15 protein-coding genes are annotated in these 16,581 nt (G+C 36.2%); 11 read left to right on the top strand and 4 right to left on the bottom strand.

The genetic code is table 11. The features are described 5' to 3' along the window. The first annotated feature begins 3 nt into the window (after positions 1-3). The 5 genes from JZO71_RS02590 to JZO71_RS02570 all read left to right on the top strand — a co-directional run bounded on the left by JZO71_RS02590 (position 4) and on the right by JZO71_RS02570 (position 4,271). On the top strand, positions 4-855 hold the full coding sequence (locus JZO71_RS02590; protein ID WP_206898038.1) for a sugar ABC transporter permease: 852 nt from the start codon (positions 4-6) through the stop codon (positions 853-855). Between the two features lie 12 nt (positions 856-867). Then, entirely contained in the window at positions 868-1,689 is an 822-nt protein-coding gene (locus JZO71_RS02585) for a maltodextrose utilization protein MalA (RefSeq protein ID WP_206898037.1), read from the top strand. A 246-nt stretch (positions 1,690-1,935) separates the two neighbouring features. Further along, positions 1,936-3,405 (top strand): ribosomal protection-like ABC-F family protein, encoded by a 1,470-nt coding sequence (gene abc-f / locus JZO71_RS02580; protein ID WP_206898036.1) that lies wholly within the window; start codon positions 1,936-1,938, stop codon positions 3,403-3,405. A 187-nt stretch (positions 3,406-3,592) separates the two neighbouring features. Beyond that, on the top strand, positions 3,593-3,925 hold the full coding sequence (locus JZO71_RS02575; RefSeq protein WP_206898035.1) for a PadR family transcriptional regulator: 333 nt from the start codon (positions 3,593-3,595) through the stop codon (positions 3,923-3,925). Continuing rightward, on the top strand, positions 3,918-4,271 hold the full coding sequence (locus JZO71_RS02570; RefSeq protein WP_206898034.1) for a DUF1048 domain-containing protein: 354 nt from the start codon (positions 3,918-3,920) through the stop codon (positions 4,269-4,271). Before JZO71_RS02575 ends, JZO71_RS02570 begins: the two co-directional genes overlap by 8 nt. A gap of 97 nt (positions 4,272-4,368) precedes the next feature. Here the strand turns inward: JZO71_RS02570 and JZO71_RS02565 are convergent, their stop codons facing one another. Then, the gene (locus JZO71_RS02565) at positions 4,369-5,280 is read right to left on the bottom strand and encodes an NAD-dependent epimerase/dehydratase family protein (RefSeq protein ID WP_206898033.1); all 912 of its coding nucleotides are present in this window, start codon (positions 5,278-5,280) and stop codon (positions 4,369-4,371) included. 104 nt (positions 5,281-5,384) lie between these two features. Here JZO71_RS02565 and JZO71_RS02560 point away from each other — a divergent pair, with 104 nt between their 5' ends. The 5 genes from JZO71_RS02560 (at position 5,385) to JZO71_RS02540 (ending at position 12,151) form a co-directional block, all read left to right on the top strand. Continuing rightward, positions 5,385-5,918, top strand: coding sequence for a TetR/AcrR family transcriptional regulator (locus JZO71_RS02560; RefSeq protein WP_206898032.1), 534 nt, complete (start codon positions 5,385-5,387; stop codon positions 5,916-5,918). Positions 5,919-6,096: 178 nt separating this feature from the next. Next, complete coding sequence (locus JZO71_RS02555) at positions 6,097-7,428, top strand: PTS sugar transporter subunit IIC (RefSeq protein ID WP_206898031.1); 1,332 nt, start codon at positions 6,097-6,099, stop codon at positions 7,426-7,428. After that, complete coding sequence (locus JZO71_RS02550; RefSeq protein ID WP_206898030.1) at positions 7,421-9,715, top strand: glycoside hydrolase family 3 N-terminal domain-containing protein; 2,295 nt, start codon at positions 7,421-7,423, stop codon at positions 9,713-9,715. The genes JZO71_RS02555 and JZO71_RS02550 overlap by 8 nt, the downstream gene beginning before the upstream one ends. A gap of 11 nt (positions 9,716-9,726) precedes the next feature. Then, entirely contained in the window at positions 9,727-10,716 is a 990-nt protein-coding gene (locus tag JZO71_RS02545) for a LacI family DNA-binding transcriptional regulator (RefSeq protein WP_206898029.1), read from the top strand. A gap of 220 nt (positions 10,717-10,936) precedes the next feature. Beyond that, complete coding sequence (locus JZO71_RS02540) at positions 10,937-12,151, top strand: multidrug effflux MFS transporter (protein WP_206898028.1); 1,215 nt, start codon at positions 10,937-10,939, stop codon at positions 12,149-12,151. A 117-nt stretch (positions 12,152-12,268) separates the two neighbouring features. On the opposite strand, the gene JZO71_RS02535 is transcribed toward JZO71_RS02540, so the two are convergent. Beyond that, positions 12,269-12,481 carry a hypothetical protein gene (locus JZO71_RS02535; RefSeq protein ID WP_206898027.1) on the bottom strand — a complete coding sequence of 71 codons (213 nt, stop codon included), beginning with the start codon at positions 12,479-12,481 and terminating at the stop codon, positions 12,269-12,271. A gap of 137 nt (positions 12,482-12,618) precedes the next feature. On the opposite strand from JZO71_RS02535, the gene JZO71_RS02530 reads away from it, so the two are divergent. Next, positions 12,619-13,560: a dihydroorotate oxidase gene (locus tag JZO71_RS02530; protein WP_206898026.1), complete on the top strand. Its 942-nt coding sequence runs from the start codon at positions 12,619-12,621 to the stop codon at positions 13,558-13,560. 26 nt (positions 13,561-13,586) lie between these two features. Here JZO71_RS02530 and JZO71_RS02525 read toward each other — a convergent pair whose 3' ends face one another. Together JZO71_RS02525 and JZO71_RS02520 are read right to left on the bottom strand one after the other, a co-directional pair. After that, the gene (locus tag JZO71_RS02525; RefSeq protein WP_206898025.1) at positions 13,587-15,125 is read right to left on the bottom strand and encodes a helix-turn-helix domain-containing protein; all 1,539 of its coding nucleotides are present in this window, start codon (positions 15,123-15,125) and stop codon (positions 13,587-13,589) included. Between the two features lie 414 nt (positions 15,126-15,539). Next, on the bottom strand, positions 15,540-16,451 hold the full coding sequence (locus JZO71_RS02520; RefSeq protein ID WP_206898024.1) for an ArsR/SmtB family transcription factor: 912 nt from the start codon (positions 16,449-16,451) through the stop codon (positions 15,540-15,542). Positions 16,452-16,581: the final 130 nt, after the last annotated feature.

Genomic DNA, 16,581 nt, shown 5'->3' with positions numbered 1-16,581 from the left:
CAGATGAAAAAAATAAATTCTAGTGCGAGATTTCAACGAAAAGTATCACACTTTTTTACGTATACTTTCTTAATTTTGCTCTCAATCATTATTTTATATCCATTATTGATTACTGCTAGTACGGCATTTAAACCAGGAAATATCGCTGCATTTAGTTTGGACTTATCTGGTGAATGGACGTTGAATAATTTTTCACGTTTATTTAATGAAACGTTGTACGGCACTTGGTATAAAAATACTCTGGTTATTTCTGTGTTAACAATGGTGATACAAGTAACGGTCGTAACATTAGCAGGTTATACGTATAGTAGGTATCGCTTTATTGGTCGTAAATCAAGTTTGATGTTTTTCTTAGTTATTCAAATGGTACCAACGATGGCCGCTTTGACTGCTTTTTATGTTATGGCATTCTTACTTGATGCGTTAGACAAGTATTGGTTCTTAACGATGATTTATATTGGTGGCGGAATTCCGATGAATACTTGGTTGATGAAAGGTTATTTCGATACGGTACCAATTGACCTTGATGAATCGGCGAAGTTAGATGGCGCAGGGCATTTTCGAATTTTTGCTCAAATCGTTTTGCCATTAGTTAAACCAATGATCGCCGTTCAAGCATTATGGGCATTCATGGGACCATTTGGCGATTTCATGCTATCAAAATTCTTATTGCGCACACCGGAGAACCAAACAGTAGCAGTCGGGTTACAAACCTTTATTTCTGATGTAACGAATCAAAGAGTATCGTTATTTGCGGCTGGAGCAATCTTGATTGCTTTACCAATTTGTTTGTTATTCTTCTTCTTACAAAAAAACTTTGTTACAGGGTTAACTTCAGGAGGAACCAAAGGATAGGAGGTATCAGAAATGCAAACTTTCCCATTTAATTATTTTGCCAGCCTAGCTGGACCGAAACGCTTGTTTGCTGGTCGAAAGGAACTTTCATGGCCCAAATTTTTCTTAGTATTAGTCTTTTTAGTCTCTTTTATGACAATCCCAGTCCCCCTTTATTACGCAAATCAGGTTACCGCAATACCAAGCCAGCAATTTTTAGCGGTCAATCAGATGATGGATCAAGCAGGTGTGGAACAGTTTTCTCGCTTACAAGTTGTCAACGGCGAATTAAAGGGGAAAGAAGGTATCATTTTTGAAAACCAAGAACTAATCGTAGGCGTGAATTTGCCAAAAAGTGTCCAACAAAAGGGTGCGTTTATTAATTTTGAAAAAACACAGTGGCATATTCAACAAAAAGACAACGGGCAAACAAGAAGTTATACAATGAACTATGGGCCGTCTTTTACGCCAGCAATGAGTCAAACACCACAAGAATTTCAACAATTTCTAGAAGAACAATTTTATCTCAGCAATCGTCCAGTGATTATCTTGTCCTATAGTCTAAGTTTAGGTTTTATCTTACTAGTCATGACTATCATGATTTTGTTTGGTGCTTCACTCTTTTTATGGATGACCAGAAAAAGCCGTTTTTCTTCTATCCGAACATTTAAAGAAAGTGCGAATCTAATGCTGAATGTGTTGGGTGTAGGATCGATTCTTGCTGCAGTAGTTGGTTTTTTGCATTTTGATTTGATTTTAATGTTGGGGATTCAGTCAACTGTAGCTGTTTTGTTACTATTATGGATTTTTGCAAAAACTGGATTCAAGGATGATCAGCAAGTAGCTGAGGCTTGAAGGACATCAACATTTTTGTTATAGTTTAGAAAAGAAAAAGTAAAGGAGAACAAGAATGACTGCTTCCATGAAATTGCGCATTGCACTTTTTAACAACATTTAGTTAATAAAAAAGTCCTAAGCACATGTGATTTCAGGGGATGAGTGTATCCTTTTTTCCTTCGATAATTTTGATTGAAATCAAAGAGGTGGCTTATGGCTACCTCTTTTTGTATGCACTTTTCCCTCGTAAAAGGAGCGGAAAAAATGGAAAACTTAGCTGTTAAGTTAACAAATATTGAAAAAAATTATGGTGCTAAATGCATCTTATCTATTGATGAGTTAACGATTTATCAGAATGAGCGCATTGCAATTATTGGTAAGAACGGAAGTGGAAAGTCAACATTACTAAAATTGATTGCTGGTAAAGTCGACCCTGATCGCGGAAAAGTTCAAAGAGAAATTGAATTTAACTACTACGCACAAAGTGAAGAGATAACAAATATTCAGGTCAGTGAACAGCTAGATGGCGAACTGTTAAGTCGATTCTCTGTTCCGATAACGGGCATGGAAACTCTTAGTGGAGGAGAACAAGCGAAGTTTCGCTTAACTAATCAGTTATCTGATTATCAAATGGGCTTACTCCTAGACGAGCCGACTACTCATTTGGATAGCCAAAGTATTGGAATGTTGATTAAAGAACTAAATTATTATTATGGTACATTAGTTGTGGTCAGTCACGACCGCTTCTTCATGAATCAAATCGCAACCAAAATTTGGGAAGTCGAAGAGGGCCGTGTGAGAGAATTCAATGGAAATTATGCGGAGTATGTGGAGCAAAAAGAGGCGGAGCGTATCGAAAAGGAACGTTTAGCCGATCATTTTCAAAAAGAGAAAAAGCGTTTAGAAAATGCTATCATAAAAAAACAAGCACAAGCAAAAAAACTAACACAAACAATAAAAAAGCAGAAACAAAAAAATCAACGTCCAGATCGGCTAGCTTCGTCAAAGCAAAAAGATACAGTCCAAAAGTCTTTACAAAAAACGGCGAAAGCAATGACTAGCCGTTTGGAACAGTTAACAGAGCAAACGGGTGAAGTAAAAAATCAGAAAATTATTTTTCCTACGCCGAAAACACTGGAAATCCATCATAGATTTCCAATTATGGGAGACCGAATAGCACTGGAAGTCGCTGGAAAGAAACTACTAGAAGAAACCACTTTTCAATTTGGCTTAGGAGAGAAAATTGCAATTACGGGTGCGAATGGTTCAGGAAAATCGACGTTATTACGTTATATTATTGACCAGAAACAAGGTATTACCGTTTCTTCAAAAGTCGTTTTTTCTGTTTATCAGCAAATGGATTATCAATTAACAAGTGAGGAAACTTTGTTAGCCTATTTGTTGAAACAAACAGAATATCCAGAACCTTTTGTGCGAGCATTGCTCAATAATTTGGGATTTAAACAAACGGAAATCAGTAAATCTGTGCGTGATTTGAGTGGTGGTGAAGCCACTCGTTTGGCGATTGCCTTACTTTTTGCCAAACCGGCAAATACGCTAATTTTAGATGAACCAACGAATTTTATTGATATCAATACGATGGAAGCATTAGAACAATTAATCAAACAATATCCTGGAACTGTTCTCTTTACTTCTCATGATACGTTATTTGTTCGTGAAGTCGCAGAAGTAGTTTACCAAATTGAAGACCAAAAGCTAGTTTTGAAGACCTAAAGTTAATCTTACAGCTATTCTCTTATAAGAAAAAGTGAAGTTATGACTCATCAGTCGTAGCTTCTTTTTTCTCTTGGTCTTTTTAAGAAGTACAGATAAGAGTTTGACAATTCTTGTAATAAGTAATACTATATAGTGGTACTCGGTGCTACTTATTACTGAAAACAGAAAATTCAAGGAGAAGGACATGGAAAATTTAACAGAAATGCTTAAAGGTGTGCTTGAGGGCTGCGTCTTAGAAATTATTAGTCAGCAAGAGACCTATGGCTATGAGATAACGAAAAAGCTGAATGCCTTTGGGTTTGTTGATGTAGTTGATGGAACAGTGTACACCATTTTGCTACGGCTTGAAAAAAATAAACTGGTGGATACAAAAAAGAAGCCCTCCGATATGGGACCGCCTAGAAAATTTTTTACTCTCAACGATGCAGGACGAGCTGAACTGGAACATTTTTGGGCAAAATGGACATTTTTATCGGGAAAAATGGCTCAATTAAAGGAGGAGCGAGCAAATGAATAAGTTTTTTGATGATTATTTAAATGTAAAAAAAATTATTGCAAGTAAAAAGGAATACAAAAAACAAATGGCGCGAGTCGATGCGTTACCAACTGATTATCAATTTGTTTTCAAAAAAATCCAAAGCCATATGTGGAAATTTGCAGCTGGTAGTGGCTATGACATGATGGAAGTTCAATATGAATTGATTGATCTATTTGAAGAAGGCGTAGTCGACGGGAAAAAAGTTCTTGAAGTGACTGGGACAAATGTGGCTGCTTTTTGCGATGAACTTTTGGAAAGTACAAAGACCTATACAGAAGATTGGCGTGAAAATTTGAATCGTGAAATTAAGAAAAAGTTGAAGTAAGTCTAGTATTTTTTTTACTAATTAATTGACTCAATTCAGAGCTCTACATGTAAAACGAGGCAAGTTTTAGAAGTATATCCTTGCCTCGTTTCTTCACTTAATTTTCGATTGCATCTAGTACCGTTTGGCGTCCGTCTCGTGGTTGCCAACCCAACTTGATAGCTTTTTGATTACTATGAGTATATTTTCGTTTCAGCATTGGAACTAAAGAGCGTAGTTCGCCAATAAATATAGCTGCGAACTTTAAAGCAAAATCAGGGATGACAATCGGTTGATTCCCATAAATTCGACTGATTTGTGCAAAAGATAAGTCTGTGTTTTTTGCTAAAATTCGTTCACCAATCGTGTCACTATTTTCTAAAGCTAAAAGATGCAGATTAGCTAGGTCGTCGACATCTGTTACTTCAAGCGAAATTTTTGGTACTAAACGGGAACGTTTGATTCCATCTAAGACACCATTTGATGAGCGGTTACTGGTTAAAGCCTTACCAAAAATAGCGCCTGGTAAAATGGTTGTCAAAGCTAAATCATATTTTTTGGCTAGTTCCCAAGCCTTTTTTTCCGCAGCTAGTTTTGATAAACGATAAGCATTGAGTTCTGGATTTTGTTGATCAGACCAATAAGTTTCATCAATCACGCCTGTCGTACTTGCCGAGGGAGTAGCTGCTGCTTGACTGGAAGTCATAACAATCCGTTTGATTCCAGTTTGATGTGCAGCGTCAAAAACATGTTGAACACCTTGAACAGCTTCAGCAATCAGCTTTGGGTCATTAGAATTTTCATGTCCAAGTGGGCTGGCAACGTGGAGAATTGCATCAACATCAACCATTGAATCTTTCCAACCAGAAGCACTTGTTAAATTTGCGGCAAAGTAAGAAATACCGTCAAAAATGATAGGGGCGCGGTCCAAATTTCGAACAGTTCCATTCACTTCGTAATTTTTTTCTTGTAATAATTTTATGATATGCGTTGCAACAAATCCATTGGCGCCTGTGACTAATACTTTCATTTTGTACCTCCTAATGTTACATTTGTTATGGATGCTATTTTAGAAGATTGAAAGAGCATAATCAAGTAACTTATAGGCATTTGTGACAGAAGGAGGAATCTGTTATGGCAGTCACGAATTATTCAAAAAGTATGAAAGAAGATACAAAGAAATGGCTTACGTTAGCAACACTTGAATTATTAAAAACAACGCAACTGTCAAAATTGACTGTTTCTGAAGTAGCTAAGAAATCAGGAGTGAGTAGAATGGCATTTTATCGCCATTTTACTGATCTTACACAAGTGTTAACTGAATATTATGAACCAAAGTTTCAACTCATTTTTGATAAAACGATTCATAAAGTTAGCCATGAACAGAAAATTGATGATTTGTCTGATTTCTTTCAAGTGCTAACCCCAGATTTCCAAGCAGCTATTGAAGGAGGGTACAAAGAGATTATTTTTCAGCTCTTTAGTAAACAAATGGCCCGCTTTTATGATGAAACGACCACTTGGAAAGATTGGGAAGGAAGCAAACGTTACTACTGGATCAAATTCATGTCAGCGGGCATTTTTGAAGTGTGGTTGAGCTGGATCGAAACGGGACAAAAAGAAAGCATTTCAGAAATAACCGCTTTGATTAAGGCATTTCATGAGTAATGATTTCTTAATATCATAATCTATAAATACCCAGCCAATTTTTTGGTTGGCTTTTTTTGCTACCGAGTTATTTTACAAAAAAATGAATCCGCATCCAAAAAAACTATTGCAAAAAAGAAAAGTCATGATATAGTGAAGTTGAACCGGTTCAACTTATTTAAATGGGGGAGATTTACTAATGAGTTTTGTAGACAAGTTATCTGAAAAGTTATTACCAATCGTTTCTAAGATGAACAGCCAGCGTCACTTACTTGCAATTCGGGACAGTTTTATCATTACGATGCCACTCGTGATGGCAGCCTCTGTCATGGTTTTATTGAATGCATTGATTTTTTCTAATGCTTTTGTTCAACAATGGATCGATTTAAGTTTTCTAGCAAACCTAGCTTCAATCGTCAATAATGGTACGATGAGCATTCTAGCGATTGTTGTATGTTATAACATCGGCTGGAATTTAGCGAATCATTATATTCGATCTGGTGAAATGAATGATCCGGCTTTTAGCGCAGTTCACGCGGGTGTGTTAAGTGTTGCTGTTATGTTTATTTTGATGCCGTTGAAAAGTAATGTTACTTTGGTGGATGGTAGTACAGCGGAAGCAACTGGAGTGTTTTTACAAAGTTTGACTTCTTCTTCCGGCTTAGCAACGGCGATGATTGCTTCAATTGTGGGGACAGAATTATTCATGAAGCTAGCGAAAATCAAGAAGTTAAAAATTAAAATGCCAGATGGGGTTCCACCGGCAGTTGCTACTTCATTCAATTCGTTAGTTCCTGAAACAGCAGTTATTCTTTTATTTGCCATTTTTGTTTTTCTACTGGATAAGTTTACTGGTCTTGACTTTCCGAGCTTGATTGAATTAGCCATTCAAACACCGTTAAAAGCCTTTGTTCTATCTGTTCCAGGTATTTTATTTTTACAATTTTTCTCTGATTTTCTTTGGGTGTTTGGTATGCATGGTTCAAGTATTTTGGCACCAATTCGTCAAGCACCATTATTACAATCGATTCAAGAAAACATGGATGCTTTTTCCGCTGGAAAAGAGATCCCTAATATTATTACCGAACCTTTTACGAACGCATTTGGATTGATTGGCGGTGGAGGGTGTATTTTACCATTGGTGATTGCGATATTGTGGGTTTCAAAACGACAAGAACAGCGACAAATCGCCAAGTTTGGATTGACAACTTGTTTGTTCAACATTACTGAACCTGTGATGTTTGGATTACCAGTCGTAATGAATCCAATCTACATGATTCCTTGTGCACTTATTCCTTCCATCAACTTAGTTATTGCTTATGTTGCAACAAGTGTTGGCCTGATTGAAAAAACAGTTGCTGCAGCGCCATGGATCACACCACCAGTTATCCAATCATTTATTGCCACAGGTGGCGATGTTAAAGCAGCTATTTTGACAGTTTTATTGATTATTTTAGACGTCTTTTTATTTGTACCATTTGTATTAGCTGCAAATAAAGCACGACAAGAAGGAGCGGGAGAACTTGGGTAATTATCCATATCAAAATGCACAGTTAACTATTCGCGAACGTGTAGAAGATTTAGTAACACGAATGAACCTTAGCGAAAAAGTTGGACAAGTCAATCAACATCTTTATGGATGGGAATGTTATGAAAATAAACAAGAAACAATTGAATTAACCGAAAAATTTAAGAATCACGTCCAATGGGGCGGGGGAATCGGAGCGCTCTATGGATTATTTCGTGCAGATCCCTGGTCAAAAGTCGATGATAAAAATGGCATTGCTGCAAAAGATAGTTGGAAAGTAGCGAATCAAGTTCAAGCATATGTGATTAATCATTCTAGGTGGGGCATCCCTGCTTTGATTGTCGAAGAATGTCCCCATGGTCACCAAGGACTTGAAAGCATTTCTTATCCTACGAATGTCGGTCGTGGCAGTAGTTTTAACCTAGAACTAGTTAAGCAAACGAGTCGCTTGATGGCAAAAGAGCTAGCGGCAAAAGGTGTACATTTAGCTTTGGTTTCAACTTTGGATTTATTAAAAGACCCGCGCTGGGGAAGGTCAGAAGAATGTTTTGGGGAAGATCCGATTCTTAGTGCACGAATGAGTGAAGCAATCGTTGAAGGCTTTCAAGGCTCCTTGATTTCTGATGAAACAACTTTTTTAGATCAACGAGTAATGGATATTGATCGGTCGAAAGAACAAATTGGCGTAGTTTTAAAGCATTGTATAGCACAGGGAGAGGCTCTTGGAGGACATAATTCTGGAACTGTTCCAATTGGCAGACGAGAATTTGCAGATATTTATACACCGTTATTGAAAAGTACACGCAATGCTGTTGGGGTAATGGCTGCATACAATGATATTGATGGTGTACCTTGTCATGTGAATCATGAATTGTTTGAACAAAACCTACGAGAAAAAATGGGTTTTCAAGGCTTAGTCATGGCAGATGGAATTGCTCTGGATCGTCTGAATGATGTGTATGACAGACAAACAGAGGCAGCAGGTCATGCGTTAACTGCTGGGATTGATTTAAGTTTATGGGATGAAACTTACACTAAAATTGAAGAAGGTATTTTAGAAGATGTGATTGACGAAACAATGCTTGATCGAGCTGTGCGACGCATTTTAGCAATTAAATTTTTATTGGGGTTATTTGAAGATCCTTTTATCAAAGATCCAAAAAATCAATGGGAAGAATTATGGACAGAATCAAGAGAATTAAATCAACAATTGGCAGAGGAAAGCTTAGTTCTTATTAAAAACAATGGTGTCCTTCCGCTAAATCCAAACGGCAAAAAAGTCGCAGTAATCGGACCAAATGCAGATAACTTATATCACTTATTGGGTGATTATTCAGCGCCACAGACAGGAATACAATTAGAAAAAACGATTTATCGGGAAATCAAAAAACTATTTTCTTCAGCAACTGTCACATATGCCGAAGGCTGCGAGATCCGAAATGAAGTGTCCCAAGAAGCAAAAATCAAAGAAGCACTTCAACTAGCGAGAGAGGCAGATTTAATCATCGCTGTTTTAGGTGGATCAAGTGCACGAAACTTCGACATGGAATTTTTACAAAATGGTGCGGTCTCATCAAAAGGGGTCAATATGGACTCTGGAGAAAACGTTGATGTCGCCTCCTTATCTTTGGGAGGAAAACAAGAAGTTCTCTTAACTGAACTTGCAAAACTTGAAAAGCCACTTGTTTCAGTAATAATCCAAGGTCGCCCTTCTGACTTGACTCTAGTTGAAGCAGTGTCTGATGCTGTTTTGATTGGCTGGTTTCCAGGACAAGAAGGAGGAAAAGCAATCGCGAAGACATTACTTGGACAATCAAACCCAAGTGGTCGGTTAAGTATTACTTATCCTAGAAATAGTCAACAGTTGCCAGTTTATTATTATCAGAGAGATGCCTCAAAAAAAGAGGATTATTATGATCTAAGCGGCAGTCCACTACATGATTTTGGGGAAGGGTTAAGCTATACTACATTTGCTTTTTCAGCGCTTCAATGCAAAACAAATATTGACAAACTAACGGTATCCGTTAAAGTTAAAAATAAAGGATCGATTGCTGGCAAAGTCAGTTCACTTGTATTTGTCAAACTCCTTGGAGGCTCCGTTATTCAGCGTAAAAAGATGCTGAAAGCTTTTAGCAAACACGAATTAAAAGCGCAGGAAGAAAAAACGGTGAAGTTTGAGTTATCTCCAGAAGATTTTCAATATTTAGGTGCAGACAACTGCTGGCATTTCGCCAAAAAAGCAAAAATCATGATTGGTGATCAGGAGACAGAAGTCAATTGTGATTGGTAGGAGTGGAAAAGATGGCATCAATTAGAGACGTTGCTCAACTTGCCGGTGTTTCAGTAGGAACAGTATCGCGGTATTTGAATGGTCAACAGTTAAGGCAGTCAAATGTTGAAAAAATTACTTCAGCGATTAAAGCTTTAGATTATAAAGAAAATATTATTGCCAAAGGTCTTAAAAATAATCGAAGTTTTTCCATTGGCTTACTGATGAATAGTATTTCCAGTCGATTTGGCTCAGAAGTTGTTTCCGGCATTGAAAAAGTTGCTGAAGCAAATGGCTATAGCATACTGCTTAGTGGTTTTTCGAAAAGTGAAAAACAAATGGATGAGAAAATTGATTATTTGTTGAAACACTCCATTGATGGGTTGATTGTCTTTTTATCAAGTGAAGAGTGGATCGACATGGAGAAATTAGCGCAAGTCAATGTTCCAATCGTCTCTTTGAATTATCCAGATCCATTGAATAATGCAGATGTCATTTTATTAAATGATCGTGAAAGTGTCGCAAGAGTGATCGCTGATTGTATGGCTAAAGGACATCGAAAGATTGGTTATATCACTGCGCCACAAACAGATTACACAGCAAAAGAACGGCTGTTAGGTGCAAAAGATGCAATCGAAAATCATCCTACAGTGGAACTTGAGATCTATGAAGGAGATTACACTAGAAGGAGTGGTTATCAAGGAACAAAAGAATTGTTGGCGAAAAAGGTAACGGCCCTTTTTGTCAGCAATTACAATATGTCTCTTGGTTCCTTAGAATGCTTTAATGAACAAGGGATTTCTGTAGGGAAAGACATTTTGTTTGGACATTATGACTATTTATCTGAAGGCGAGCAAAGTATCTTACCACAAGTCACAATAAATCCACCCACAGAAAAAATTGGGGAGACAGCAGCAACGATCATCCTTGAACGAATCAAAGGCATAACGGAAAACTTGTCATCTGAAAAACAAACAATTATCTTGAATAATCAGATTTTAGGCATGACTACTGAAAAATAATTGAAAAAGTTCATTTGATAAAAATGGAGCAACTAAGTAGTTTTGTCATATTAATGAGAAAAAACGTACGAGGTCAATCAGGTCTCGACGTTTTTTGTTTAAGTCAAAAATATGTAAAATGAGTATTGTTCTCATTTTATTGAAAAAAGTGAAAATTTACTGGATTTTTATTGATATTTCCGTTTTTCCATGCTATTTTCTTTTTTGAGGTGAAAGGAAAATGATTGAAAATAAAAAGAAAATATGGTGGCTATCTATCCTGCTTGGCACATTAAGCGCATATGGCCCCTTGCTACTTGATACTTATTTACCAGCTTTACCAGTGCTAGAAACAGATTTCGGGATCCCGACATCAATGGTTCAATTAAGTTTAACCATGTGTTTAGCAGGGCTTGCATTTGGTCCATTATTTATTGGTGCAATTAGTGACCGCATTGGGCGGAAGAAACCACTGCTATGGGGCATTAGTATTTCTGTGATTGCCTGTTTACTATCAGTATCTGTCACAAATATTTGGTTATTTCTAGGATTACGCTTGATTCAAGGAATTGCTAGCTCTACTGGTGTCGTTTTAACGCGAGCAATTGCAAAAGATTTATTTTCTGGTACTCAACTGACTCGTTTCATTGCTATGTTAATGGCAATCAATGGTATCTTTCCGATTGTTTCTCCTTTGCTAGGGAGTTTTTTCTTGAGTTATTTTTCTTGGCGAGGTATTTTTATTTTTCTTGCAGTAGTTGGTTTATTATTATTTTTAGGTATTCTAATCGGATTTAAAGAAACACATGAAGTTCAAGTGGCAACTGAAAAAATCGACCAGAAAGCAGGATGGCAAGCGGTATTCAGTGATCGGCCATTTATGATGTTCGTGTTGATCCAAGGTTTTGTTTATGCGGCGATGTTTTGTTATATCTCTGGTTCTTCCTTTATGTTACAAAATGTTTTTGGTTTGTCAGATAAAATGTTTAGTTTGATCTATGGAATCAATGGAATCGGGATTGTGGTTGCAGCAGAACTTGCTGGTGTATTATCGAAGAAAATGAGTAGCTTCCGTCAGTTAGGTTGGGGAGTGGGTCTTGGTTTTCTAGGTAGTATTTTGGTTATTATTAGCGGTATCCATACGAATCATTTGTGGCTTGCTTTGCTTGGTTTGTTGCTAGTTGTATCGACATTGGGCTTAGTAAATGCAGTGGTAACAACAATGGCTATGGAAAGACAAGGCGAGCATGCTGGGATTGCTTCTTCTGTACTTGGATTAGGAATGTATGCAATCGGAATGGTTTTCACGCCGTTAGTAGGAATCATGGGAAGCAATACGTATCTACCTTTAGCCGTATTGATCTTTATTTCTGAAGCATGTGCGGTTATTTTATATAAAATGTTAGGAAAAGATATCTTTTCAAAAGAAAAAAAGGAATCACTCTTAAAAAATTAGTTAAGAAAAGTAGTTGAATGTAGAAAAGAGGCTAGACAGTATTCTAGCCTCTTTTTGTGTAAAAAAGACGTTTTCTGATAATTGAAAACGTCTAAAACGAGGATAGAATATTTTTATCTATTGGGCCTCTTTTTCTTCAAGCAATTTTTTGATTTGCTCAAGTAACGCCATTTCTCGTCTTTTTTGGTCTTTCAGTAATTGGATAATTTCGTTTAATTGTCCACCTGTTTTGAGAACACCAATAAAGTAAACTATTACATATTGATACGTATTGAAACAAATAAGATTGCTTACGTGAAGACGGCTGCTCATCGTTAGTGAAATAAACAATAGCCTTCGTTAAAATAAACTTTATTCTCGCTAAAGACGAACGTTATCCAGTTGGTTTGAAAAAAATAAAGTTTTTTTATTGATTTTCTAGTTGGAAATGCTAAACTAGATAAAATGCCTTTGAAGGAGCGATTATCTTGAATTTAGAAATGACCTTTGCCAACCATACTTTTGCTAATCCGTTTATGAATGCGTCTGGTGTACATTGTATAACGGTGCAAGAAATGCATGAACTAGCAAGCTCAGATGCTGGTGCGATGATTACTAAGAGTTGCACGATCCCAGCGCGTGTAGGAAATCCTGAACCACGTTATTATGATGTAGCGTTAGGAAGCATCAATTCGATGGGGTTACCTAATTTAGGTTTTGCTTATTATTTGGACTACGCACTTCAATATGAAAAAGAAAATCCAACGGCTGCTCCGTTGTTTTTCTCAATTGCGGGAATGAGTGTAGCAGAGAATTTAGAAATGTTAGAAATGATTGAAAAAAGTGATTTTCGTGGAATTACAGAATTAAATCTTTCTTGTCCTAATGTTCCGGGAAAACCACAACTTGCTTATGATTTCGATGCAACTTTTGAAACACTTAAACAAGCATTTTCCATTTTTACAAAACCTTTGGGTGTGAAATTACCACCCTATTTTGACTTTGCTCATTTCGATGCGATGGCAGAGATCTTGAATCAATTTCCGTTGACTTATGTGAATGCCGTCAATAGTGTAGGGAATGGGTTATATATTGACCCTCAAAGTGATACAGTAGTAATCAAACCGAAGGATGGCTTTGGTGGAATTGGGGGCGAGTATATCAAGCCAACAGCTTTAGCAAATGTTCGCGCTTTTTATACACGATTAAAACCTGAGATCCAAATTATTGGAACTGGTGGGATTTGTAACGGACAAGACGCCTTCGAGCACTTATTATGTGGTGCAAGTATGCTTCAAATTGGAACGCAATTGCACAAAGAAGGACCAGAAATCTTTACTAGAGTAATCAAAGAATTGGCAGAAATTATGGAAGCAAAGGGTTATCAATCAATCAGCGAATTTCAAGGGAAATTACGGACTATTTCCTAAACAAAAGAGCAAAAAACGTGAGACGATTATTGTCTCACGTTTTTTTTTGTATTAATCGCTTTTTTTGTTAATTTTTTTTGTGGAGAATGTTTCATTAGCAACACACGTAACGCATCAACGTCCATATTTGTCTTGAAATTATTTGTAATATAAAGGTCTTTGTAATGGAAGTCGCAAAGAGAGAGAGTCGAATTAGTAATCAAAATATCGTAATTTTTCCCACGTTCAGCGATTTCACAAGTAATAAAAAAATGATTGTCAAATTCTGTTTTAACTGTTTCGACCATGATATTACTGTGAAGATAATCATCGCTAGAGTGAACACCAATTGTAATTTGACTTGTCGAAAAACGTTTCATTTGATTGATAAAATAGAGATAAATACGTGTGACTAATTCCTTTGTTTCATAGAGCAATGGTTGATTTACTAACTGTTCAGCTTCATCAAGAATCTGTTGTGTAAGTTCAAAATTAGGGATAAATACCGTTGCTTTTAAAAGTCTTTCAGAAAGAATTTTTTCATCGAGAAAGCTAATGTTTCCTTTAAAATATAAAAGTGATCCATGAATTTGCGTTAAATAATATTTCCAATTGATAATGAACGTTTCATCGATATTCTTTGAATCAATTTGATAAGCAGTACGAACTTTATCCACGACCAATTCATTCAACGAAATGATTTGGGGGTTGATTGTCGGCCAATAATGATCATCGATCAGTGTTTTTGCATTAGGGGGCAAAATCGACATGGAGGAAATAAATAAATAGAGATAAATTGCGTTATGCGCTGAACCAAAAACAGCCGAGTGGCTAAGCGAAAGAAAGTAGGCATCTCTGATGATTTGGTAAATCGAATCCTCTTTTTGAAAATCAAATAGCATCTGTATTGTTGGATTAGAATCGAGAGTTGGCTGTTTCACAATTCGCGTTTTAAGAATACGGATCCAAAGATACAGTTTTAGCTTCGCTTCACTTGTGAAATTCTGTTCTAACTTCATTTCTAAATAATCAACAAATCGCAAACTACTATGGTCGTTTGTTTTCTTTTCTAATTCGTCTAATGGCATAGCTACCCAAAGTAGCTGGAAAAAGAAATAACAAATTTGTAGCTCATCACCAATGATCGTTCCTTTACGTATCTGGATATCAAATTCTTTGATCTCATCATTTAACTTTTTTAGCTGTCGATAGATAGCTGCTTCGCTTAAAGAGAGACTGCGACTTAATTCAACAATTGAATAATTAGGATGACGATAAAGGTAGATCAAGATTTGGTAACCTACAGAATCTTCCAGATAATAATAATAAAATTTGTCTAAGCTAGCGTGATTGTCTTTTTGAAGGGTGATATTATCTTGTGTTTTGTCGTATTTAAGGGATAACCCGATATCTAGTTGATCGAGGATACTACTGACTTCTTTAATATTTGTTTCAAAAAGAAAGCGAGTTAATGATAGTTCTTCGATCATTGCTGTGATATTTGTTTTTGTATTGTAGTCCATTAAAAAGTGGACCATTGAGATTTGAATACGACTATTTTTATCCAATAAATTCAAAAGATTCAAAATCAGCACCTGCTTTACACAATTTTAAAAGAATTACTTCGTTTATAAGCAAAATATAAAATCTGAAAATAACAATACATTCAGTAGAGATAGTATAGACAATTATATCATCAATTCAAAAAAAGCAAAGAATATTTTCTGTTGGACAAAATGTTTTTTACTTCACAATGACCATCATCAACAAACAAAAATTAAAAATAGAAGGAGACTGGAACAAAATAAATTCCAGTCTTTTTTATGTTTTCGATCTAGTTTTCAAAGAAAAGAAGAATGAAAATCATTGAGAAGTAACTAAATCTTATTTTAAGTTTGAACTTGCTACATATTTATTTCTATCATTGGGTAGTTTCTTTTGTCGAAAAATAAAAATGGCATGTTTGATTTTTTCTCGAGTCTCAAACTTTATTTCTTCATCTATTTTTTCAAATAATAAGTAGTAATCAAAATATCTTGCTTGTGATTGCCAAAACCAGTGCCAAACAGGGTTAATCCACCTTGGTGTTTGGCATCGTCTTCAACAGAAAAACGTAATTTGATGAAAGGTAGCTCATGCAGTTTCAAGTCCTCGATTGTGATATCTGAATAAGCCTCACCATCGATACCCGTATCTAATTTATTGATACGAAGATGCTTCAAAAGGCCATATTGACTGAAGCTATCGTTCCACCATTCTGGGGTATAGCGTCCACGAATATCTGAAAAATTGCCAGGAACAGTATAGACGGCAACTTTGACATCATTAACATAGATTGAAATATCGCTTGGCCAAACGTTATTCGATAAGGGAAATTCTGATGCGATTTCAAAACTGATTTCAAGCATTTCAGGTGTTTCGTTTTCTTGTAATAAATTAGGGATCTTATACTCAACAAATCCGCTACTGAACCATAATAATGTAGCATCTACACGTTTTGCATCCATAAAATATTTTGGATCATCCGCTTTACCCACAACGTCTTCAGTGGTAGCTAATCCGCAAGTAGGTGTGACAGAAAAATCCGTAAAATGCCCCAGTTTCAGATTAGTAGAATATCGTTGGAATTCTTGATAAATTTTTTCTGGGAAACGAATATTGATGTCATCAACTTTTAGGTAGACCATTTTTTTATTTCGGTTGGCACCAACGCCACGCTCAGAATGGATTAAACCAGCATCTTCCATTTTTTGAATATGTCTAGTAGTGATTGCATTACTGATCCCTAAATGTTTTGCAATTTCTCCAACGCTTTTTTTTTCGCTTCCGATAAATGTTAAAATTTCTAAACGAGTAGCGCTAGCGAGGCATTCAAAAACAGGTAAAGAACGTTTGTCTAAAGAAAGTTCCATAATTTTTCATCTCCTATTTAACTAAAAAGTTAACAGCTTATCTCTCAATATGATTATATCCTAACGTCCATTTAACTGTATAGTTGTTTTTGCTAAACGTTGACAAAATAATGTTGACTGCGCTTACATA

The organism is Candidatus Enterococcus courvalinii (genome assembly GCF_017315945.1).
Lineage (GTDB): Bacteria > Bacillota > Bacilli > Lactobacillales > Enterococcaceae > Enterococcus_B > Enterococcus_B courvalinii.
Note: the sequence above shows the minus strand (reverse complement) of the source record. Positions and strands in the feature narration are given on the sequence as shown.

Excerpts from the sequence above, each read along its gene's own strand:
- JZO71_RS02590 (WP_206898038.1), top strand. The coding sequence starts at position 4 with ATGAAAAAAATAAATTCTAGTGCGAGATTTCAACGAAAAGTATCACAC.
- JZO71_RS02585 (WP_206898037.1), top strand. The coding sequence starts at position 868 with ATGCAAACTTTCCCATTTAATTATTTTGCCAGCCTAGCTGGACCGAAA.
- JZO71_RS02555 (WP_206898031.1), top strand. The coding sequence starts at position 6,097 with ATGAGTTTTGTAGACAAGTTATCTGAAAAGTTATTACCAATCGTTTCT.
- JZO71_RS02565 (WP_206898033.1), bottom strand. The coding sequence starts at position 5,280 with ATGAAAGTATTAGTCACAGGCGCCAATGGATTTGTTGCAACGCATATC.
- JZO71_RS02540 (WP_206898028.1), top strand. The coding sequence starts at position 10,937 with ATGATTGAAAATAAAAAGAAAATATGGTGGCTATCTATCCTGCTTGGC.
- JZO71_RS02545 (WP_206898029.1), top strand. The coding sequence starts at position 9,727 with ATGGCATCAATTAGAGACGTTGCTCAACTTGCCGGTGTTTCAGTAGGA.
- abc-f (WP_206898036.1), top strand. The coding sequence starts at position 1,936 with ATGGAAAACTTAGCTGTTAAGTTAACAAATATTGAAAAAAATTATGGT.
- JZO71_RS02575 (WP_206898035.1), top strand. The coding sequence starts at position 3,593 with ATGGAAAATTTAACAGAAATGCTTAAAGGTGTGCTTGAGGGCTGCGTC.
- JZO71_RS02570 (WP_206898034.1), top strand. The coding sequence starts at position 3,918 with ATGAATAAGTTTTTTGATGATTATTTAAATGTAAAAAAAATTATTGCA.
- JZO71_RS02520 (WP_206898024.1), bottom strand. The coding sequence starts at position 16,451 with ATGGAACTTTCTTTAGACAAACGTTCTTTACCTGTTTTTGAATGCCTC.
- JZO71_RS02560 (WP_206898032.1), top strand. The coding sequence starts at position 5,385 with ATGGCAGTCACGAATTATTCAAAAAGTATGAAAGAAGATACAAAGAAA.